The 19,546-nt window shown below is 58.5% G+C and carries 20 protein-coding genes; 9 read left to right on the forward strand and 11 right to left on the reverse strand.

All coding sequences use genetic code 11. The features are described 5' to 3' along the window. The first annotated feature begins 71 nt into the window (after nt 1-71). The gene (gene cysK / locus ACFVTJ_RS15600) at nt 72-1,040 is read left to right on the forward strand and encodes a cysteine synthase A (protein WP_386908832.1); all 969 of its coding nucleotides are present in this window, start codon (nt 72-74) and stop codon (nt 1,038-1,040) included. 217 nt (nt 1,041-1,257) lie between these two features. Here cysK and ACFVTJ_RS15605 read toward each other — a convergent pair whose 3' ends face one another. The 10 genes from ACFVTJ_RS15605 to rsmI all read right to left on the reverse strand — a co-directional run bounded on the left by ACFVTJ_RS15605 (nt 1,258) and on the right by rsmI (nt 11,105). After that, the gene (locus ACFVTJ_RS15605; RefSeq protein WP_386908834.1) at nt 1,258-2,790 is read right to left on the reverse strand and encodes a YifB family Mg chelatase-like AAA ATPase; all 1,533 of its coding nucleotides are present in this window, start codon (nt 2,788-2,790) and stop codon (nt 1,258-1,260) included. 182 nt (nt 2,791-2,972) lie between these two features. Next, entirely contained in the window at nt 2,973-3,932 is a 960-nt protein-coding gene (gshB, locus tag ACFVTJ_RS15610) for a glutathione synthase (protein ID WP_386908836.1), read from the reverse strand. A gap of 243 nt (nt 3,933-4,175) precedes the next feature. After that, nucleotides 4,176-4,688 carry a cupin domain-containing protein gene (locus ACFVTJ_RS15615; protein ID WP_386908838.1) on the reverse strand — a complete coding sequence of 171 codons (513 nt, stop codon included), beginning with the start codon at nt 4,686-4,688 and terminating at the stop codon, nt 4,176-4,178. A 109-nt stretch (nt 4,689-4,797) separates the two neighbouring features. Then, a complete protein-coding gene (locus ACFVTJ_RS15620) occupies nt 4,798-5,898 on the reverse strand; it encodes a sn-glycerol-3-phosphate import ATP-binding protein UgpC (protein ID WP_386908840.1) in 1,101 nt (366 codons plus the stop codon). Between the two features lie 10 nt (nt 5,899-5,908). Further along, nucleotides 5,909-6,751, reverse strand: a complete 843-nt coding sequence (gene ugpE, locus ACFVTJ_RS15625; RefSeq protein ID WP_386908842.1) for a sn-glycerol-3-phosphate ABC transporter permease UgpE — start codon at nt 6,749-6,751, stop codon at nt 5,909-5,911. A gap of 11 nt (nt 6,752-6,762) precedes the next feature. Continuing rightward, complete coding sequence (locus ACFVTJ_RS15630; protein WP_386908844.1) at nt 6,763-7,731, reverse strand: sugar ABC transporter permease; 969 nt, start codon at nt 7,729-7,731, stop codon at nt 6,763-6,765. A gap of 83 nt (nt 7,732-7,814) precedes the next feature. Continuing rightward, nucleotides 7,815-9,113, reverse strand: coding sequence for an extracellular solute-binding protein (locus ACFVTJ_RS15635; protein ID WP_386908846.1), 1,299 nt, complete (start codon nt 9,111-9,113; stop codon nt 7,815-7,817). A 117-nt stretch (nt 9,114-9,230) separates the two neighbouring features. Next, nucleotides 9,231-9,788: a sugar O-acetyltransferase gene (locus tag ACFVTJ_RS15640; protein ID WP_386908848.1), complete on the reverse strand. Its 558-nt coding sequence runs from the start codon at nt 9,786-9,788 to the stop codon at nt 9,231-9,233. A gap of 17 nt (nt 9,789-9,805) precedes the next feature. Further along, nucleotides 9,806-10,174, reverse strand: coding sequence for a YraN family protein (locus ACFVTJ_RS15645; protein WP_386908850.1), 369 nt, complete (start codon nt 10,172-10,174; stop codon nt 9,806-9,808). Beyond that, nucleotides 10,164-11,105: a 16S rRNA (cytidine(1402)-2'-O)-methyltransferase gene (gene rsmI, locus ACFVTJ_RS15650; RefSeq protein ID WP_386908852.1), complete on the reverse strand. Its 942-nt coding sequence runs from the start codon at nt 11,103-11,105 to the stop codon at nt 10,164-10,166. The genes ACFVTJ_RS15645 and rsmI overlap by 11 nt, the downstream gene beginning before the upstream one ends. 264 nt (nt 11,106-11,369) lie before the next feature. Between rsmI and dnaN the strand changes: the two genes are divergently transcribed. The 6 genes from dnaN to ACFVTJ_RS15680 all read left to right on the forward strand — a co-directional run bounded on the left by dnaN (nt 11,370) and on the right by ACFVTJ_RS15680 (nt 16,091). Beyond that, complete coding sequence (gene dnaN, locus ACFVTJ_RS15655; protein WP_386909231.1) at nt 11,370-12,488, forward strand: DNA polymerase III subunit beta; 1,119 nt, start codon at nt 11,370-11,372, stop codon at nt 12,486-12,488. 193 nt (nt 12,489-12,681) lie between these two features. Further along, a complete protein-coding gene (gene pmtA / locus ACFVTJ_RS15660; RefSeq protein ID WP_386908854.1) occupies nt 12,682-13,275 on the forward strand; it encodes a phospholipid N-methyltransferase PmtA in 594 nt (197 codons plus the stop codon). 97 nt (nt 13,276-13,372) lie between these two features. Then, the gene (locus ACFVTJ_RS15665) at nt 13,373-13,969 is read left to right on the forward strand and encodes a histidine phosphatase family protein (RefSeq protein WP_386908856.1); all 597 of its coding nucleotides are present in this window, start codon (nt 13,373-13,375) and stop codon (nt 13,967-13,969) included. Between the two features lie 4 nt (nt 13,970-13,973). After that, a complete protein-coding gene (pyrF, locus tag ACFVTJ_RS15670) occupies nt 13,974-14,681 on the forward strand; it encodes an orotidine-5'-phosphate decarboxylase (protein ID WP_080811010.1) in 708 nt (235 codons plus the stop codon). Between the two features lie 20 nt (nt 14,682-14,701). Continuing rightward, nucleotides 14,702-14,989, forward strand: coding sequence for a DUF1330 domain-containing protein (locus ACFVTJ_RS15675; RefSeq protein WP_386908858.1), 288 nt, complete (start codon nt 14,702-14,704; stop codon nt 14,987-14,989). A gap of 121 nt (nt 14,990-15,110) precedes the next feature. Next, entirely contained in the window at nt 15,111-16,091 is a 981-nt protein-coding gene (locus ACFVTJ_RS15680) for a complex I NDUFA9 subunit family protein (protein WP_386908860.1), read from the forward strand. Between the two features lie 566 nt (nt 16,092-16,657). Here the strand turns inward: ACFVTJ_RS15680 and ACFVTJ_RS15685 are convergent. Beyond that, on the reverse strand, nt 16,658-17,464 hold the full coding sequence (locus ACFVTJ_RS15685; RefSeq protein WP_386908862.1) for an undecaprenyl-diphosphate phosphatase: 807 nt from the start codon (nt 17,462-17,464) through the stop codon (nt 16,658-16,660). A 157-nt stretch (nt 17,465-17,621) separates the two neighbouring features. Between ACFVTJ_RS15685 and ACFVTJ_RS15690 the strand changes: the two genes are divergently transcribed. Both ACFVTJ_RS15690 and queG read left to right on the forward strand, forming a co-directional pair. Further along, nucleotides 17,622-18,314 carry a glutathione S-transferase family protein gene (locus tag ACFVTJ_RS15690; RefSeq protein WP_010970800.1) on the forward strand — a complete coding sequence of 231 codons (693 nt, stop codon included), beginning with the start codon at nt 17,622-17,624 and terminating at the stop codon, nt 18,312-18,314. A 79-nt stretch (nt 18,315-18,393) separates the two neighbouring features. Further along, nucleotides 18,394-19,545: a tRNA epoxyqueuosine(34) reductase QueG gene (gene queG, locus ACFVTJ_RS15695; RefSeq protein ID WP_386909233.1), complete on the forward strand. Its 1,152-nt coding sequence runs from the start codon at nt 18,394-18,396 to the stop codon at nt 19,543-19,545. Nucleotide 19,546 lies beyond the last annotated feature (1 nt).

Consider the following 19,546-nt stretch of genomic DNA (forward strand, 5'->3'; position numbering starts at 1 on the left):
GGCGATTGCTCCTATTCTGCCGCTCAAATCTCGCGGCCTCATATTCTGGGGCCTTCATACAGGGGAGCATCATGCCTGAAGCCAGAAAGCCCGGACGCGGACGCGTCTATTCCTCGATCACCGAAACAATCGGCGATACCCCGATCGTGCGGCTCGACAAGCTGGCGAAGGAAAAGGGCGTGAAGGCCAACCTGCTCGCCAAGCTGGAGTTCTTCAACCCAATCGCCTCCGTGAAAGACCGCATCGGCGTTGCCATGATCGAAGCGCTCGAGGTGCAGGGAAAGATCACCCCCGGCAAGACGACGCTGGTCGAACCAACATCAGGCAATACGGGCATTGCGCTTGCCTTTGCCGCCGCCGCCAAGGGATACAAGCTGATCCTCACCATGCCTGAAACCATGTCGGTTGAACGCCGGAAGATGCTGGCGCTGCTCGGCGCCGAACTGGTGCTGACCGAAGGTCCGAAGGGCATGAAGGGCGCCATTGCAAAAGCGCAGGAACTGGCAGAGACCCTGCCCGACGCCATCATTCCCCAGCAGTTCGAAAATCCCGCCAATCCGGATATTCACCGCAGAACAACGGCGGAAGAAATCTGGAACGACACCGACGGTACGGTCGATATCCTCGTTTCCGGCATCGGCACGGGCGGCACGATCACTGGCACCGGTCAGGTTCTAAAATCCCGCAAGCCGGAAGTGAAGGTTATCGCAGTCGAACCCGCCGACAGCCCGGTGCTTTCCGGTGGCAATCCCGGCCCGCACAAGATCCAGGGCATCGGTGCCGGTTTTGCACCCGCGATCCTCGACACCGGCATCTATGACGAGATCGTCACCGTCACCAATGACGAGGCTTTTGAAATCGCTCGTCTTGCGGCGCGGCTCGAAGGCGTGCCCGTCGGCATCTCTTCCGGTGCAGCACTGGCGGCGGCAATCAAGGTCGGCGCGCGCGAGGAAAATGCCGGCAAGAACATCGTCGTCATCGTTCCGTCCTTCGCGGAACGTTACCTTTCGACGGCGCTGTTCGAAGGGCTTGGGCTCTGATCATTCCAGTCGGTACGCGCGATCGCGGACCAAAGAGCGAAGTTCACTATGCCGCCGGCACCGCTGGCGGCATATGAGTTTTCACAACCCCGCGCATTCAACCGAATTCGCGCGATGCGCTTCAGATCTCTCTTTCGCATCTCCTTATCGCAAAGAGCGAAGCAATCGGGAAGCGCGCCTCAAAACTCTTCCCAACAAAGCACGCAAGCATCACCGCTTAAGCCGGTGTTGGTAACCTCTCACCCGCGATACGATAAGACACGGCTTCCGCCACATGAATGCGGCCAACCGTCTGCTTTCCGTCCAGATCGGCCAATGTTCGCGCGACCTTCAGAATACGGTGATAACCGCGGGCGGAAAACTTCAGCCGTTCGGCGGCATCGCGCAACAATTGTAGCCCGGAGGCATCTGGTTCGGCATATTTTTCTATCAGAGTCGTCGTGCAGCGGGCATTGGTGCGGACGGCAGGAAATCCCGCCGCCGCATAGCGCTCCTGCTGGACGAGGCGTGCATTGGCGACACGGGCAGCAACCACCGCACTCGGCTCGGACGCAACGGGGCGAATGAGGTCAGTGGCAGAAACGGCGGGAACATCAATGCGAATATCGATGCGATCCATCAGCGGGCCGGAAATTCGCCCCTGATAGTCGGCCACGCAGCGCGGGCCTCTGGCGCAGGTAAACCCCGGCTCACCCGCCATACCGCACCGGCAGGGGTTCATTGCCGCGACGAGCTGGATTTGCGCCGGATAGCTGACGCGGTGATTGGCCCGCGCGATGATACATTCGCCGGTTTCCAGCGGCTGGCGCAACGCATCCAGCACCTGGGGCGAAAATTCCGGGAACTCATCCAGAAACAGGACGCCGTGATGAGCAAGCGAGGCCTCACCCGGTCTGGCACGCAATCCGCCCCCGATCAGCGCTGCCATGGTGGCGGAATGGTGCGGCGTTCGAAACGGTCTGCGGTCCGAGAGCTTACCGCCCGATAATTGGCCGGCGATGGAATGGACCATCGACACCTCCAGCAGTTCCGCCGCCTCCAGTGGCGGCAGGATGGAAGGCAGCCGAGCGGCGAGCATGGACTTTCCCGAACCGGGCGGCCCGACCATCAGCAGATTATGACCGCCGGCAGCGGCCACCTCCAAAGCGCGTCGGGCGCTTTCCTGTCCCTTGATATTCATTAGATCGGGAAGGTTGACCGGATTGGTCCGGATGGCGGGCACGGGGCGCGAAAGCAGCTGCGTGCCGCGAAAATGATTGGCGAGCGCAATGAGGCTGCGCGGAGCGAGAATATCGATGCCGGCCCCGGCCCAGGCGGCTTCCGGCCCACTTTCAGCCGGGCAGATCAGACCCTTGCCGAGGGCGTTGGCACCGATCGCCGCCGGCAGCGCGCCGGAGACCATGCCGATGGTGCCGTCGAGATTGAGTTCGCCGAGAACCACATATTCGCCGAGCGCCTCTGCCGGTATGGCGCCCAAAGCGGCCATTAGCCCGAGAGCAATGGGAAGATCGAAATGCGATCCTTCCTTTGGCAGATCGGCAGGCGCGAGATTGACGGTCACCTTTTTTGCCGGGAGCGCCAGACCCGAAGCATGCAGCGCCGCCTGCACCCGCTCCCGGCTCTCCGCCACTGCCTTGTCCGGCAGGCCGACAATCTGGATGCCGACCTTTCCGGGTGCGACCATGACCTGCACCTCAACGGGCACACCCTCTATGCCCTGAAATGCAACCGTATTAACCCGTGCCACCATGGCCTGCCCCGCAAACCGGCCGCATCAGCAGAGCTTCATGCCCTATCACGACCACCCGCAAGCAACGTGCCACAGAGCAAAGAATAAAACAAGAACATCTGCAGAACAATTTCTCGCAGTCGATGTATTTTAGTTGTATCGAGTTGTACGCGCGGAACAAATCGGGAGCGATTGGAATCGCCTTAGAAATCCTGAGCGTCGCGTTTTTTCTCGATCGCGTCCCACAGCAGGCTCGCCACATCGGCGCCGCCGAATTTACGCACTTCGCGAATACCGGTCGGTGAGGTGACGTTGATTTCCGTTAGATAATCGCCGATCACATCGATACCGACGAAGAGGAAACCGCGCTCGCGCAGGGCAGGACCGATGCGGCGGCAGATTTCCTTTTCGCGCGCCGTCAGTTCCGTCGGCTCCGGCCGGCCGCCGGCATGCATGTTGGAGCGGGCATCGTTTTCTGCCGGCACGCGGTTGATCGCGCCGACCGGCTCGCCATCCACGAGGAGGATGCGCTTGTCGCCCTTGCGAACGTCCGGCAGGTATTCCTGAGCGATATAGGGTTCGCGGAACATCTGGCCGAACATTTCCAGCAGGGAAGAGAAATTGCGATCATCGCGTGCCGAATGGAAGACGCCTGCGCCGCCATTGCCATAAAGCGGCTTGAGGATGATATCGCCCATTTCGTTGCGGAAGCGGGCGATCTCGGAAACGTCCTTGGTAATCAGCGTCTTCGGCATCAGATCGGCAAATTCGGTGACGAAAATCTTTTCCGGCGAATTGCGCACCCAGGCAGGATCATTGACAACCAGCGTCTTGGGATGAATACGCTCCAAGAGATGGGTCGAGGTAATATAGGCCATATCGAATGGCGGATCCTGACGCAGATGGATGACATCCATGGTCGAGAGATCAACCCGCTCCGGCTCCGACAGGGAGAAATGATCGCCGTTGATATCACGCAGTTCCATCTGCTCGACGGTCGCGTAAATCTTGCCATCGCGCATGGAAAGGCGGTCGGGGGTATAGTGAAACAGCCGGTATCCGCGGGCCTGCGCCTCAAGGCTCATGGCGAAGGTGGAGTCGCCGGCAATATTGATGCCGGAAACATGATCCATCTGGATCGCGACGTTCTTGATCTTCGCCATGCACAGGTCCCTCTTGCAGCATGCGGACGCTTCGCCTGTCCGCCGTGCCCATTGCTCCGTCTTTTCAAGCTTCCCGGCAGGACCGGAAGAGACCCGGAAATGCTTCAGAAAACCCTGAAGATGTAGGGCAGCGACCATTCAAACGCAACTGCTGCAAGCGGTGGTTTGTGTGAGTTTTATTGAACCTTCACAATTCCGCCGGCGGAGCAGCATTGGCCCGCCGGCCGGAGGTGAAATCAGGGTTCAGGCCGCCAGCTTGTAGGAGCGGCCAGCAAACAGCTTGTTCTTTACACGATAGGCCAAAGCCAGTGCCGTGGGGAACGGACGGCGCATGAAGGCGACCTTGCGGACATAATGATCGACCCGCCAGGTGGCCCATGTTCCAGCGGGAAAATAGGCGACATCCCCCACCCTGAGGATGCTGACCGAACCGTCTTCGGAGGTGACATGCACCTCGCCTTCCAGAATATAGACGGTTTCATCCCAGCCGAAGAACCAGCGGAATTCACCCGCGGTGCAATCCCACATGGCAGTGCTGGAGGCGCGATCGCCACTTCGGGAGTGATCCGCAGCGCGTGCCTCAGGGTTGCCGGAGATGATCCATTCCGGATTGATCGGGGCCGGTTGAAGCCGCAGATCAGTGCAGGAGGCGCTGACGACCGCCTCGTCTTTTCGTCTGCGCAGGTAGGCCGGCAATATCGGCATCGTCCGGATTGCCATGGTTGCGGCCGCCGCGAACATCATTTTGAACGACATATAAGAAAACCCCCGTGAAATATTGGAGATTTTCTATCATCGGGATTGTAACAAAGCGGTTTTGACAATCGGCGCAATTTTAGTCATTGCGCCGATTTCTGCGATGCGCTCAGGCCGTCGCCAGCTGAGCGGCCGGCACACTAAGCTGCTCCGCTTTGCCGGCAATACGCTTGCCGGTTTCGCTGGAGAAGAAATGCAGCTTTTCCGGCGCGATCGTCACCGAAAGCGTGGCGGGAACGTCAACATCCGGCGGGAACGCAATCGTCAGGGTCTGGTCGCCGATCATGCCGTGGATGAGGCGCTGGGAACCCAGCTCCTCGACATAATCAACCCGGAGTGCAAAACACTGCTCACCTGCCGCAGCCAGTCGGAAATCCTCTGCGCGCATGCCCACCGTCACCGGCCCTGAGGTAGGCGCAAAGCCATTGAGCGCAAACAGCGACGGACCGATGGCAAGGCTATCGCCATGCAGTTCGGCCTTCAGCAGGTTCATGGCGGGGGAGCCGATGAAGCTCGCGACAAAGGTCGAGGCAGGGGTGTGATAGACATCGAGCGGCGCGCCGATCTGTTCGATGCGGCCACCATTCAGCACAACCAGACGATCCGCCAGCGTCATCGCCTCCAGCTGGTCGTGCGTGACGTAGATGGAGGTGGTGCCGAGGCGCTTCTGCAGACGCTTGATTTCACCGCGCATGGAAACGCGCAGCTTGGCATCGAGGTTGGACAGGGGCTCATCGAACAGAAAGGCGGCCGGCTTTCGCACGATGGCGCGCCCCATGGCGACACGTTGCCGCTGACCGCCGGAAAGGGCGCGAGGCTTGCGGTCCAGATAGGGCTCGAGTTGCAGCATGCGGGCGGCTTCAGCCACACGCGTATCGATCTCCGCCTTCGGTGTCTTGCGGTTCTTCAGCCCGTATTCCAGGTTTTCGCGCACCGACATATGTGGGTAAAGCGCGTAGTTCTGGAACACCATGGCGATATCGCGATCGGCTGGATCGGTCTGGTTGACGACCCGGTCGGCAATCTTCACCGTACCCTCGGAGATATCCTCGAGGCCGGCGACCATGCGTAGAAGCGTGGACTTGCCGCAACCGGAGGGACCGACGAGAACGATGAACTCGCCGTCCTTGATGTCGATATCGACATGATGCACGGCGCGTACGCCACCATGGTAATCCTTGCAGACCTGACTGATTTCTATCGCGGCCATTTCGGTCTCCTTATTTATCGCTTTCGGTGAGGCCCTTGATGAACCAGCGCTGGAAGATCACGACGATCAACACAGGCGGCAGCATGGCCAGAACGGCGAGCGCGAAAGCTTCGTTGTAATCGGGGATTTGCGAACCGACCCAGACCTGCAGGATCGACTTGATACCGCGCATCAGGGTGAAGAATTTCTCATCCGTCGTCATCAGCATGGGCCAGAGATACTGGTTCCAGCCATAAACGAACATGATGATGAAGATCGCCGCCATCATCGTGCGCGAGAGCGGGATGATGATATCGATGAAGAATTTGAACGGTCCTGCCCCGTCGATGCGGGCCGCCTCGAGCAATTCTTCCGGAATGGATTTGAAAAACTGCCGGAAATAGAAGGTGCCTGTCGCGGATGCCAAGAGCGGCACGATCAGTCCCGTATAGGAGTTCAGCAGACCGAGTTTGCTCATCACCTCGTAGGACGGCATGATGCGCACTTCGAGCGGCAGGAGCAGCGTGGTGAAAATAATCCAGAAGGCGAGCGTCGCAAAGCGAAAGCGGAAATAGACGATCGCGTAAGCAGCCGTCATCGACAGGACGATCTTACCGACGGCAAAACCGATGCCGAGGATGAGCGAGTTGATCACCATGTTGATGCCGGTGATCTGCCCCGTGAAGCCGCCCTTCTGCGTCAGCACCTTTTCATAGGTTTCGACGAAATTATCGCCGGGAACGATCGTCAGGCCGCTGCGGTGGATTTCCGCCGCCGTATGCGTGGAGGTCATGAAGGCCACGATAACAGGCAATATCAGGAACAGTGCGCCAATGATCAGCACCAGATGGTCGAGGGGTTTTGTCTTGTACATCGTCTTCTCCCTCAATTGTAATGGATGCGCTTCTCGATGAAGCGGAACTGGATGATGGTGAGGACGAAGACAACCAGCATCAGGATGACGGACTGGGCAGATGAACCGCCGATGTCATTGCCGCGGAAACCGTCCAGGAACACCTTATAGACCAGCGTGATCGGGTTGTTCGCGGCCTTGTCCTTCACCATCACGTCGATGACGCCGAAGGTATCGAATAGCGAATAGGTGATGTTGATGATGAGCAGGAAGAAGGCCGTGGGAGCCAGGAGCGGCATGATGACGGTCCAGAACCGGCGGAAGCCCGAGCGGCAGTCGATGGCGGCGGCTTCCCGCACGGAGACCGGAACGCCTTGGAGACCGGAGAGGAAGAAGATGAAGTTGTAAGGAATCTGCTTCCAGACCGCGACAACGATCATGGCAAAGGCCGTGTCGACATAATTGAGGCCGACCTTCATGTCCCAACCGAGAAACGCGGCCATCTTCACGAAGGGGCCGATATGCTGGTCGAAAAACATCATGCCGATCAGACCGGCGACCGGCGGCGCGATGGCGTAAACGGAAATCAGCACCGTCTTGTATGTCGAACTTCCGCGAATGACCGCGTCAGCCTTGACGGCGAGCAGCAGGCCGAGCGACAGCGAAAAGAAGGTGACCAGCACGGTGAAGACCACCGTGAATTTGGCGATGCTGAGATATTCGGGGCTGAAGATCGCATCCGAATAATTGGCAAGTCCGACGAAGGAAGCGCCGAAGCCGAACGGGTCTTCAATGTAGAATGACGAATGTATGGCCTGAACCGACGGCCAATAAAAAAAGATAAAAATCACCGCCAGCTGCGGCGCCAGAAACAGATAGGGCACAAAGGACGAGGAGAACTGCACGCGCTTCATGCCGGCTTCAGCAGCCTTCGCCGGTTTTCCCACCTTGTTGGATCGGCCAGCCAACAATGGGCTTGGTTGAGAGGATGTATGGGCCACGCTTGCGCTTCCTTATCCAGAAGCGAGCCTCCCTTCCGCAGAAAGGAGGCTCGGCAACTATCATTGATTTCAAACGAGGTTGATCAACCAGCCGTCTTGGCGAAGCGTGCCAGAAGGTCGTTGCCTTCCTTCTCGATGATCTCGAAAGCAGCCTTTGGCGTAACTTCGCCGGAGAAGATGCGGTTGTATTCGCGTTCCATCACGGCGCGGATCTGCGGGTAGAAGCCGAGGCGATAACCCTTGGACCATTCGCCGCCCGGCAGGGACAGCTGCTGGATGCCGACTTCGGCGACCGGCTTTTCCTTGTAGTAACCCTCAGCCTTGGCCTTTTCGTAAGCGGCCTTGGTGATGGCGACGTAACCGGTTGCCTTGTGGTAGAAGACCTGGATTTCAGGCGAGGTCAGGAACTGGAAGAAGTCCGCCACGCATTTGTTTTCGGCTTCAGACTTGCCCGACATTGCAAAGAGGGCAGCACCGCCGATGAAGGAGTTGGTGCCGGCACCCTTGATGGAGCCCCAGTAGGGGAGGAAGGTTGCCGAGAACGGCATGGTCGCCGTCTTCTGCAGGCCGCCGAAGGAGCCCGAAGAACCGATCCAGAACGCGACCTTGCCTTCTTCGAATGGCTTCTGGTTGTCGTTCCAGCCGGCGCCGTAATAGGCGAACAGGCCCTTGTCCTTCCAGTCCTTGAGCTTTTCGAACATCATGACGAGGTTCGGGTCGGTGACCTTGAGCTTGGTGTCGGTGACGCTGTCGTAACCATTGTTATTGGTGGCGAACTGGATGTTGTTGCGGGAGAAGAAGTTCTCCGTGAACTGCCAGGTCAGCTGCGCCTGTACCAACGGAATATAGCCGGCTTCCTTCAGCTTCGGCGCAATCTTTTCGAACTCTTCCCATGTCTTCGGGGCTTCAACGCCGGCCTTCTTCAGGGCTTCGTCGTTGACATACATGATCGGCGCAGAGGAGTTAAAGGGCATGCCGACGAACTTGCCGTCAGCGGCAGCGTAGAAATAACGCACACCGTTGATGAAGGCGTCACGGTCAAACTTGTAACCGGCCTTGTTGATGAGGTCTTCGGCCGGGATCACAGCGCCCTTGGCGTTGATGATGGTGGCGGCGCCCGCATCAAATACCTGGAGGATGTTCGGCTGTTCGCCAGAGCGGAAGGCCGCGATGCCGCTGGCCAGCGCTTCTTCGTAGGAGCCCTTGGAAACCGGCGTCAGAGCGCATTCCTTCTGGGCTTCATTGAATTTCTGCGAGACTTCGTTGATGACTTCGCCGTTACGGCCGCCCATGCCATGCCACCAGGTGATATTGGTCGCGGCCATGGAGGACGTTGCCGACATGCTGACGGCCACAGCGGCCATGGAAATCTTCTTGAACATTATTAGATCCTCTCCACCATTTATTGGGGTGAGGATGCGAATAGAGGGGTTCCATGACGCCTCTTTAACAGTTTCATGTCAGATTTATTACACCGTCTGCCGATAAACGCCGGTTCCTCAAAAATGTATTTCTCCGGCGTCCTTTCGCATTATCAGACGGGCCGGATTTCCAACCACCGTAGCGCCCTGCGGTACGTCGCGCGTCACCACCGAACCGGCACCGATGGTGATGCCCGCCAGAATGATCGCACCGCCGCCAATCCACACATCACGGCCGATCATGACAGGTTTTGCGATCTCAATCCCCTCGGCGCGCGGAACCGGGTCCAGATGGTGTTCGGCACAATAGATCTGCACGGTGGGGCCGAGCATCGCGCCGTCGCCTATTGTGACTTTCGCGGAATCGAGAATGGTGCAGCCGGCATTGAGATAGACATTCCTCCCCAGCTTGACGTTGAGGCCATAAGCGCAATGAAACGGTGCCTCTATAAATACCCCTTCACCAACAGAGGCAAAAAGTGCACGCAACAGCGGCCCGATAGCGCCGCGCTCGTCCGGCGGCATGGTATTGTGCTGGTGAACCGCCCGGCGCGCATGCCGGCGCAGCATATCCAGCTCGGCATCCATGCAGCTGTACCATTCGCCCGCGGCCATTTTTTCCCGCTCGGTAGACATTGCTTTCCCTCTCCCGCTCAAAAAGCGTCGATAAAGTGCTGCGGCAGACGTCGCGGCAAAACGGCGACAATATCGAAACGCAGAGAAAAGCGGCCGGCATCCTTGCGGCGGGAAAGCCAGAGATCGGCAGCCGCCCGGATGCGCTGCTGCGAATGGAAACCGACGGCATTGACCGCGCTGCCACCGGAAGCGCGGGCCTTGACCTCGATGATGGCGACGAGGTCCTTTTTGCGGGCGATGAGATCGATTTCTCCCAGTCGGGTTCGATACCGAATGGCAAGGATGCGATATCCCTTCAGCAGCAGATAAAGCGCGGCCCAATATTCGGCAGTATGGCCGCGCCGCTCGGCTTTGCGCCTTTTGTTGCTTCGCCCGTCAACGACCATCCGTTTCCTTCATATCCAGCAGCCTCTGATAAAGCTCCTTGCGCGGCAGGCCCGTCAGCTTCGCGGCTTCGCCGGCAGCCTTGGCGGCGGACATGGTGGCGACGAGATCCTTCAGCAGTTTCTCGACATCCTCGATATCGGGAATTTCGTCATAGGAGGGCGGTTCCACCAGCAGCACGATCTCGCCCTTCACCACGCGGTCGCCATCGTAATAATCCGCAAGCTCGCCCAGCGTACCGCGCCGGAACTCTTCGAAAGTCTTGGTCAGCTCGCGGCAGACAACGGCCCGGCGATCACGGCCCAACACCTCCGACGCCACCTTGACGGAGGCACTTATGCGATGCGGCGATTCAAAAAAGATCAGGGTCGCGGGGATTTTCGCCAATTCAGCAAATCGGTCGCGCTTGCCGCGATCCTTCACCGGCAGGAAACCCGCAAACAGGAAGGCATCGCTCGGCATGCCGGATCCGACAAGAGCGGCAAGCGGCGCAGAGGCCCCCGGCACCGGCACGACACGATGCCCGGCCTCGAGCGCCAGCTGGCCGAGGCGATAACCGGGATCGGAAACCAGCGGTGTTCCGGCGTCCGAGACCAGCGCCACGGATTTTCCGGCCGCCAGCGCGGCGATGAGCTTCGGCCCCGCTTCGTTGGCATTGTGTTCGTGATAGGAAAGCGGACGCGTGCGGATACCATAACGTTCAAGCAGGATGCGGGTGACGCGGGTATCTTCGCAGGCGAGAACATCGGCCGAGGCCAGTGTTTCCAGCGCGCGGAGGGTGATATCGCCGAGATTACCGATGGGAGTGGCGACGAGGTAAAGCGCCGGTTCCAGCGGCCGGGCCGGAATGGTGGCCGCTCCGATCCTGAATTCCTTCGCTGCCTGTCTGGCATCACTGTTCGATATTTCCTGCGTCACACGGCTTCCAATCATTCTGGCCGATCCCTGCCGGCCGGTCGCTCCGGTTTTCCCCTTTATGGGCAATAGAAAACCGGCGAACAAGCTCCATCGGCGCTCCCAACCTGTGGATCATGTTGTATAGCAGCAAAATGAGCCGAGGCAGATGCACTCGGCTCTTGCATTTTCTCCAATAACTCTGCCATTTTGCCCGTCCACATTGTCCGGCTTTTGCCGGTGAAGACTCTTCTTGCCGATCCGGCGGTGGCCGGTTCGCAACGGTTGAAAGCGGTAGCGTCCATGCGTATTACTCTTGAGCGGTCGAACCTTCTGAAATCGCTGAACCACGTCCACCGGGTCGTCGAGCGACGCAACACGATCCCGATCCTGTCCAACGTTCTGCTTCGCGCATCCGGCGCCAATCTGGACATGAAGGCGACCGACCTCGATCTGGAAATCACCGAAGCGACCCCGGCCATGGTGGAGCAGGCGGGTGCCACCACCGTTCCGGCACACCTGCTTTATGAAATCGTGCGCAAGCTGCCGGATGGTTCGGAAGTGCTTCTGGCGACCAACCCGGACGGTTCCTCCATGACCGTTGCCTCCGGCCGCTCGAAATTCTCGCTGCAATGCCTGCCTGAAGCGGATTTCCCTGACCTGACCGCCGGCACCTTTAGCCATACCTTCAAACTGAAGGCGACCGATCTGAAGATGCTGATCGACCGGACGCAGTTTGCGATTTCGACCGAAGAGACGCGTTATTACCTGAACGGCATTTTCTTCCACACCATCGAAAGCAATGGCGAGCTGAAGCTGCGCGCCGTCGCCACCGATGGTCACCGTCTGGCGCGTGCAGACGTGGATGCCCCCGCGGGCTCCGAAGGCATGCCGGGCATCATCATTCCGCGCAAGACCGTGGGTGAATTGCAGAAGCTGATGGACAATCCGGAACTGGAAGTCACCGTCGAAGTCTCGGATGCGAAGATCCGCCTGACGGTCGGCTCGGTCGTTCTGACCTCCAAGCTCATCGACGGCACCTTCCCGGACTATCAGCGCGTGATCCCCACCGGCAACGACAAGGAAATGCGCGTCGATTGCCAGACCTTCGCCCGGGCCGTGGACCGTGTTTCGACGATTTCTTCCGAGCGCGGCCGCGCCGTGAAGCTGGCGCTAACTGACGGCCAATTGACGCTCACCGTCAACAATCCCGACTCAGGAAGCGCTACCGAAGAAGTCGCCGTTGGTTACGACAATGATTCGATGGAAATCGGCTTCAATGCCAAATACCTCCTCGACATCACGTCGCAGCTTTCCGGCGAGGATGCAATTTTTCTGCTGGCAGATGCCGGATCGCCGACGCTCGTTCGCGACACGGCGGGCGATGATGCACTCTATGTTCTGATGCCGATGCGCGTTTAAACGGCTGTTTTTTGCCAATTCAATCAAAAACGCCGGTGGATTGCTCCCCGGCGTTTTTTGATTCGAGTAACGCGCATTTCAAACGAAAACCGAATTTTTCCAGTTACGACATTTTGCCTTGTTTTTGCGCCAAATGAGATCAACAGTGCGTAACCGTTTTTTGACAATGACCAAATTGTATCCGAGGGGAATCATGGCACTCAACCTGAAGCAACGCTTTGAACAGAAATTTGAGGAAGAAATTCGCTTCTTCAAAGGCATGGTCAGCCAGCCAAAAAAAGTCGGCGCCATTGTCCCGACATCGTCGATCACGGCCAAAAAAATGGCGAGTGTCATCAATCCCCATTCCGGCCTGCCGGTTCTCGAACTCGGTCCTGGCACCGGCGTCATCACCAAGGCCATTCTGGCGCGCGGCATCAAGCCGGAGAGCCTGACGGCCATCGAATATTCGACCGACTTCTACCATCAGCTGCTCAGAAGCTATCCGGGCGTCAATTTCGTCAATGGCGACGCCTTCGATCTCGATGCGACACTTGGCGAGCACAAGGGCCAGATGTTCGACAGCGTCATTTCCGCGGTACCGATGCTGAATTTTCCGATGGCTGCCCGCATCAAGCTTCTCGACGAATTGCTGAAGCGGGTACCGCACGGCCGCCCCGTGGTGCAGATATCCTACGGTCCGATTTCCCCGATCGTCGCGCAGCCGCATCTCTACCATATCCGCCATTTTGATTTCATCGTCCGCAATATTCCGCCGGCGCAATTGTGGACATATACGCGGGCCTGATCGCGTCTGCAGAATGAACAAGGCCGTCATTTCCCGGTCGTGACGAATGGTTAGGGTGTTGATTTGCCCTTTCCATCGCCCTTAAGGACCGATTGCCATGCATGCGCTTTACATCACCCACCCTCAGGTCAAGATCGATCCGACGGTTCCCGTTCCTGAGTGGGGACTTTCGGACAGGGGTGTCGAGCGGACGCGGGAGGCGAGCCACCTGCCTTGGGCGCGGGCGTTGCGGCGCATCGTTTCCAGCGCTGAAACCAAGGCGATCGAAACCGCGCGTATCCTTGCCGAAACATCCGGCGCGGAAATGGAGATCGTCGAGGCAATGCATGAAAACGACCGGTCGGCCACCGGCTTCCTGCCACCGCTGGAATTCGAGAAGGCGGCGGACTGCTTCTTCGCTCATCCTGAGGAGAGTTTTCACGGCTGGGAGCGGGCAATCGATGCGCAGGCGCGGATCGTCGGGGCTGTCAAAGCCGTTCTCGACCGACACGACCCACGGCAGCCGGTTGCCTTTATCGGCCATGGCGGTGTGGGCACGCTTCTGAAATGCCATATCGAGGGCCGTGGCATCAGCCGCGCCGAAGACCAACCGCCGGGCGGCGGCAATCTTTTCCGCTTTTCCATCGCCGAGTTTTCACTTGCAGCCGCGTCCCCCACATGCGACTGGACGGCAATGGAAACATGGCAGGGATAAGACAATGACCGCGCGCGAAAAACTCATCGTCGGGCTCGATGTTCCGACTGTGCAACAGGCCGAAGACATCGTTTCGAAAATCGGTGACGAAGTCCTTTTCTACAAGATCGGCTATCAACTGGTTTTTGCCGGCGGTCTCGAATTCGCGCGTGACCTTGTCCAGAGCGGCAAGAAGGTCTTTCTCGACATGAAGCTGCTCGATATCGACAATACCGTCGCCTCGGGTGTCGAAAACATCGCCCGCATGGGCATGTCGATGCTGACGCTGCATGCCTATCCCAAAGCCATGCGTGCTGCCGTCAAGGCGGCAGAAGGCTCCGGCCTCTGCCTGCTGGGTGTCACCGTGCTGACCTCGATGGACGACAGCGATCTGGCGGAAGCCGGTTACGCGTCCGACGCGCGGTCGCTGGTGCTGCGTCGGGCTGAACAGGCACGCGAGGCCGGTATGGGCGGTATTGTCTGTTCGGCGGAAGAATCGACCGCTGTGCGTGAAATTCTCGGCCCCGACCTTGCCGTGGTCACCCCCGGCATTCGCCCCGCCGGCGCCGATCTTGGCGATCAGAAGCGGGTAATGACGCCCTATGACGCCATCAAGGCCGGTTCGAGCCATCTGGTTGTCGCCCGCCCCATCGTCAGGGCGGAGGACCCGAAAGCGGCGGCCCGCGCCATTCTGGACGATATGCTGCGCGCCAGCTTTCCGGCCAATCAATAACAGCAACTGGAGGGAACAACATGCCCAAGGGATATTGGATCGCCCGCGTCGATGTGCGCGACGGTGAGCGCTACAAGGACTACGTCACCACGGCAAAGCCTGCTTTTGAGCGGTTCGGCGCCAATTTTCTGGCTCGCGGCGGTTCAGTGACCGAGCTGGAAGGCAAGGCGCGTGCGCGCAACGTCATCATCGAGTTCCCATCTGTCCAGCATGCAATCGACTGCTACAACTCCCCCGAATACCAGGCGGCGGCCAAAATCCGCCAGGAAGTCGCGGATGCGGAGATGATGATCGTCGAAGGAATCTGACGGTCATCAACCGCATTTCGCAAACTAGCCGCAGGCCTTGCGACAACCTCTCTTCACGTGCGCGTGGCTTTGGGCTAAGAGACTGAAAAACGCTTTATCGACAGCTTCTGAGGAGCCTCCCATGACCTTGGCCAACCTTCCACCCCTCGTCACCGTTTTTGGCGGTTCGGGTTTTGTCGGGCGGCATGTCGTGAGAATGCTCGCCAAGCGCGGTTATCGCATCCGCGTCGCCGTCCGCCGCCCCGATCTTGCCGGCTTTCTGCAGCCGCTCGGCAATGTCGGCCAGATTTCCTTCGCGCAGGCCAACCTGCGTTATCGCGATTCCATCATCAAAGCCGTCCAAGATGCAGACCATGTGGTCAATTGCGTCGGCATTCTCACCGAAAGCGGCCGCAACACTTTTGACGCCGTGCAGGAATTTGGCGCCAAAGCCATTGCCGAAGCGGCCCGCGACGCCGGCGCAACGCTGACGCATATCTCTGCCATCGGCGTGGAAGCAAATTCTCATACCGGTTATGGCCGCACCAAGGGCCGTGCCGAAGCCGCCATCCATTCCGTGCTGCCAAGCGCAGTGATACTGCGTCCTTCGATCATTTTCGGACCGGAAGACGATTTCTTCAATAAATTCGCCAAGATGGCCCGCAACCTGCCGTTCCTGCCGTTGATCGGCGGCGGAAAAACCAAATTCCAGCCGGTGTATGTCGAAGATGTTGCGGAGGCCGTTGCCCGCAGGGTCGATGGCAAGCTGAAGCCCGGCGCTATCTATGAACTCGGTGGTCCTGATGTGATGACCTTCCGTGACTGTCTCGAGGCCGTTCTTACCGCGACCTACCGCGAACGCCCATTCATCAACCTGCCTTTCGGCGTGGCCTCTATGATCGGCAAGCTCGCGTCTCTGGTGCCACTGATTACGCCACCCCTGACGTCCGATCAGGTGACCATGCTTAAAAAGGACAATGTCGTTTCCGCTGATGCCGAAAAGAACGGACTGACGCTGGAAGGCATCGGCATAACCCCCGTTCGCGTCGCTTCGGTTCTGCCATCCTACATGGTGCAGTATCGCCCGCATGGACAGTTTTCGAACGCCGGCAAGGCTGCCTGAGGTCAGGCACTTGATGGAAATCAAAAGCGGGAGCACATCCCGCTTTTTTTATGCATGTTATCGCAACCAAACCGCTTTCAATGCATTTTTACTGCCAAATGGCGTGGGAGGAAAATCAAGAACACAAGCTGCAGGAGCAGCGATATGGTTAACGGCGAAGCGCCGAAACCGGTAAGCGTGGCACAAGCGCAACTGTGGAAAAGACTTCGCATTAACCCGGTATTCAGCAAGCTCGTTTATTGATATTCGCCACATTCCAAACATATCCCGAACCCTCAATTCACACACGGCGGCACGATCCGCGCGAACGAACGTCTGAAAGGCAATCATAAAATGGGCAGATCTATCGCACTCTTTTTTGCGTGTGCGGCTTTGGTGGTTCTGGCGGGTTCTTTCATGGCGCCGGGTACGGTTGCAGCGGGCAAGAGCGGCTGCGCTCCCGCTTATGGCGTCGACCCTTGCGCAACGGCTTCGATCAGCGCCAACTGATCAGCCTTATATCTTTAAAACAAAAAAGCGCCTCCGGTCTTTCGGGGCGCTTTTTTATTTGGTCCGCTTGATTGAAGTCAGCCCATAACGAGCAGTGCGACGAGCCCAACTGCACCGATGACGATGCGCCACCAGGCGAAGGGCGCAAAACCGCGCCGAGAGACGAAATCCAGCAATGAGCGCACAACGAAGAGGCCGGAGACAAAGGCCGCGATGAAACCCACAGCAATCAGGGCGCTGTCATCAAAGCTCAGCGCATCACGGTTTTTGTAGAGATCCAGCACAAAAGCGCCAAGCATTGTCGGCATCGCCAGGAAGAATGAGAATTCAGCCGCCGAGCGTTTGTCCGTCCCCATCAGCAGCGAGCCGACAATGGTCGCACCCGAGCGCGAGGTGCCGGGAATCATCGCAAGGCACTGAAAAAGGCCGATCTTGAAGGCAAGGGACGGCGGATATTCCATGATGTCGGTATATTTTGGCTTCAGCGGCATACGGTCGACGGCAAGCAGAATAACGCCGCCGATGATGAGCATGACGCAAATCAACATCGGCGTTTCAAACAGCACCGTCTTGATGAAGTCGTGCGCCAGAGCCCCGATGATGGCTGCCGGCAGGAAGGCGAGGAAAACGGCCAGGACAAAGCGCCGCGCCTTCGCGTTTGTCGGCATGGCCATAGCGATCGAGACAAGCTTTTGAAAATAAACGAGAAGGATAGCCAGGATCGCGCCGAGCTGAATGAGAACGGCAAAGGTGTTACCCGGCGATTTAAAGCCAAGGAAATGCCCGGCCAGCAGCACATGCGCCGTGGAGGAAACGGGAATGAACTCCGTCAGACCCTCGATAATGCCCAGCAGAAGCGCGCTGATGATCGATTGGTCACCCATGAGATATCCTTTTTTCAGGGGGAAGCGGGAAGGGAAAGCAATTTCGTTAAACTTGTTTTAAAGTAGCCAAGCTCTTATAGCGTCTTGATGAAGCGAAACTGAAAAAGTTTTCCGGCAAATGCCGATCATAACAACCAATCGTAAAAATTGAGTACCGATGCCAACTCTCTACCACTCCCCGATGTCGACCGCGTCCCGGTTCGTTCGTCTGATCCTTGCGGAATACGGCTTCCAGACCGATCTCGTTGAGGAGCAGCCGTGGGAAAGACGGAGGGAGTTTCTGGCGCTCAATCCGGCCGGCACCCTGCCGGTCTATCTTGATGATAACATGCGCTCGCTCAGCGGCCCTTATGTGCTGGCTGAATTTCTGGACGAAACGCATGGCGTGTTGAAGCGCGACCGGCGGCTTCTGGCCGAAGACCCGTTTCAACGCGCGGAAATCCGCCGCCTGACGGAATGGTTTCTGCAGAAGATGGAAAATGACGTGACCCGGCCGCTGGTCCGCGAACGCGTTTACAAATTGCAGATGACGGCGGCGCAGGGTGGCGGACCGCCGGATTCCAAGCTGCTGCGCACCGCCCGCAACAATATTCGCCAGCATATCAAATATCTGGAATGGCTGGCGGGTTCGCGCACATGGCTCGCCGGTGACAGGCTGAGCTATGCCGATCTTGCTGCGGCGGCCGGTGTCTCGGTGCTGGATTATCTCGGCGAGATCAACTGGCTTGAAGCGCCGATTGCCAAGGAATGGTATCAGCGGGTGAAATCGCGGCCGTCCTTCCGGCCATTCCTCAGCGAGCGCATTCCGCGTCTTGCCCCCTCCTCCCACTATGCCGATCTAGACTTCTGAGGTCGGGCCTCCCGACTATTTGCTGTGGCCTGCGGCTCCGCCTATATATTTCACGGAATAACCCGCAGGAGGCACTATCATCGACGTTGCCAGCGACAAGCAGCGGATACGCGCACGCAAACTGACGGATTTCGTTCGTCAGGAGGCGCTTTCGCTTGGCTTCGATCTCTGTCGCATCACCGCGCCCGACAGTATTCCGCTTGCACCCGATCGGCTGCGGCAATTTCTCGACAATGGCTATCACGGCACCATGGCGTGGATGGCGGAAACCGAAGCTCGCCGGGCGGAGCCGAAAACACTCTGGGGCGATGTACGCTCCATTGTCATGTTCGGCCTCAATTACGGTCCCGATGAAGACCCGCGCGATCTCCTTTCGAAACCGGACAAGGCAGCAATTTCAGTCTATGCCCGCAATCGCGATTACCATGACGTTATCAAGGGGCGACTGAAGGAAATTGCCACGCGCTTTGCCGCCCGCGCCGGCGAGGATGTGAAGGTCTTTGTCGACACCGCCCCGGTGATGGAAAAACCGCTTGCCGCCGCCGCCGGTCTCGGTTGGCAGGGCAAGCATACCAATCTGGTCAGCCGCACCCATGGCTCCTGGCTGTTTCTCGGCAGCATGTTCACCACCGCCGAACTCTGTCTTGACGAGGCAGAGAAGGACCATTGCGGTTCCTGCCGCGCCTGCCTTGACGCCTGCCCCACCGCGGCCTTCCCTGCCCCCTACCAGTTGGACGCGCGCCGCTGCATCTCCTATCTCACCATTGAGCACAAGGGACCGATCCCGCACGAATTCCGGCCGATGATCGGTAACCGCATCTATGGCTGCGACGATTGCCTGGCCGCCTGTCCATGGAACAAATTCGCGGCCAGCGCTTCCGAGATGAAGCTGCAGGCGCGCGAAGATCTGAAGGAACCGTCTATCGCATTCCTGCTGACGCTGGATGATACCGCCTTTCGCAGCTTTTTCAGCGGCTCCCCCGTCAAACGCATCGGTCGCAACCGCTTCATCCGCAATGTGCTCATTGCAGCCGGAAACTCTGCCGACCGGCAATTTGTGGACCAATGCAAGGCACTTGCGGCGACCGATCCTTCGCCTGAGGTGCGGGGGATGGCCGCATGGGCACTGTCACGGCTTATGGACAGGGACGAATTCCGTACATACTCTGCCGGTCGCGCACCGGAGACTGATCCGGATGCGGAAATGGAATGGCAACTGGCAGAGGCATGAC

Source organism: Agrobacterium sp. NPDC058088 (genome assembly GCF_042885035.1).
GTDB lineage: Bacteria > Pseudomonadota > Alphaproteobacteria > Rhizobiales > Rhizobiaceae > Agrobacterium.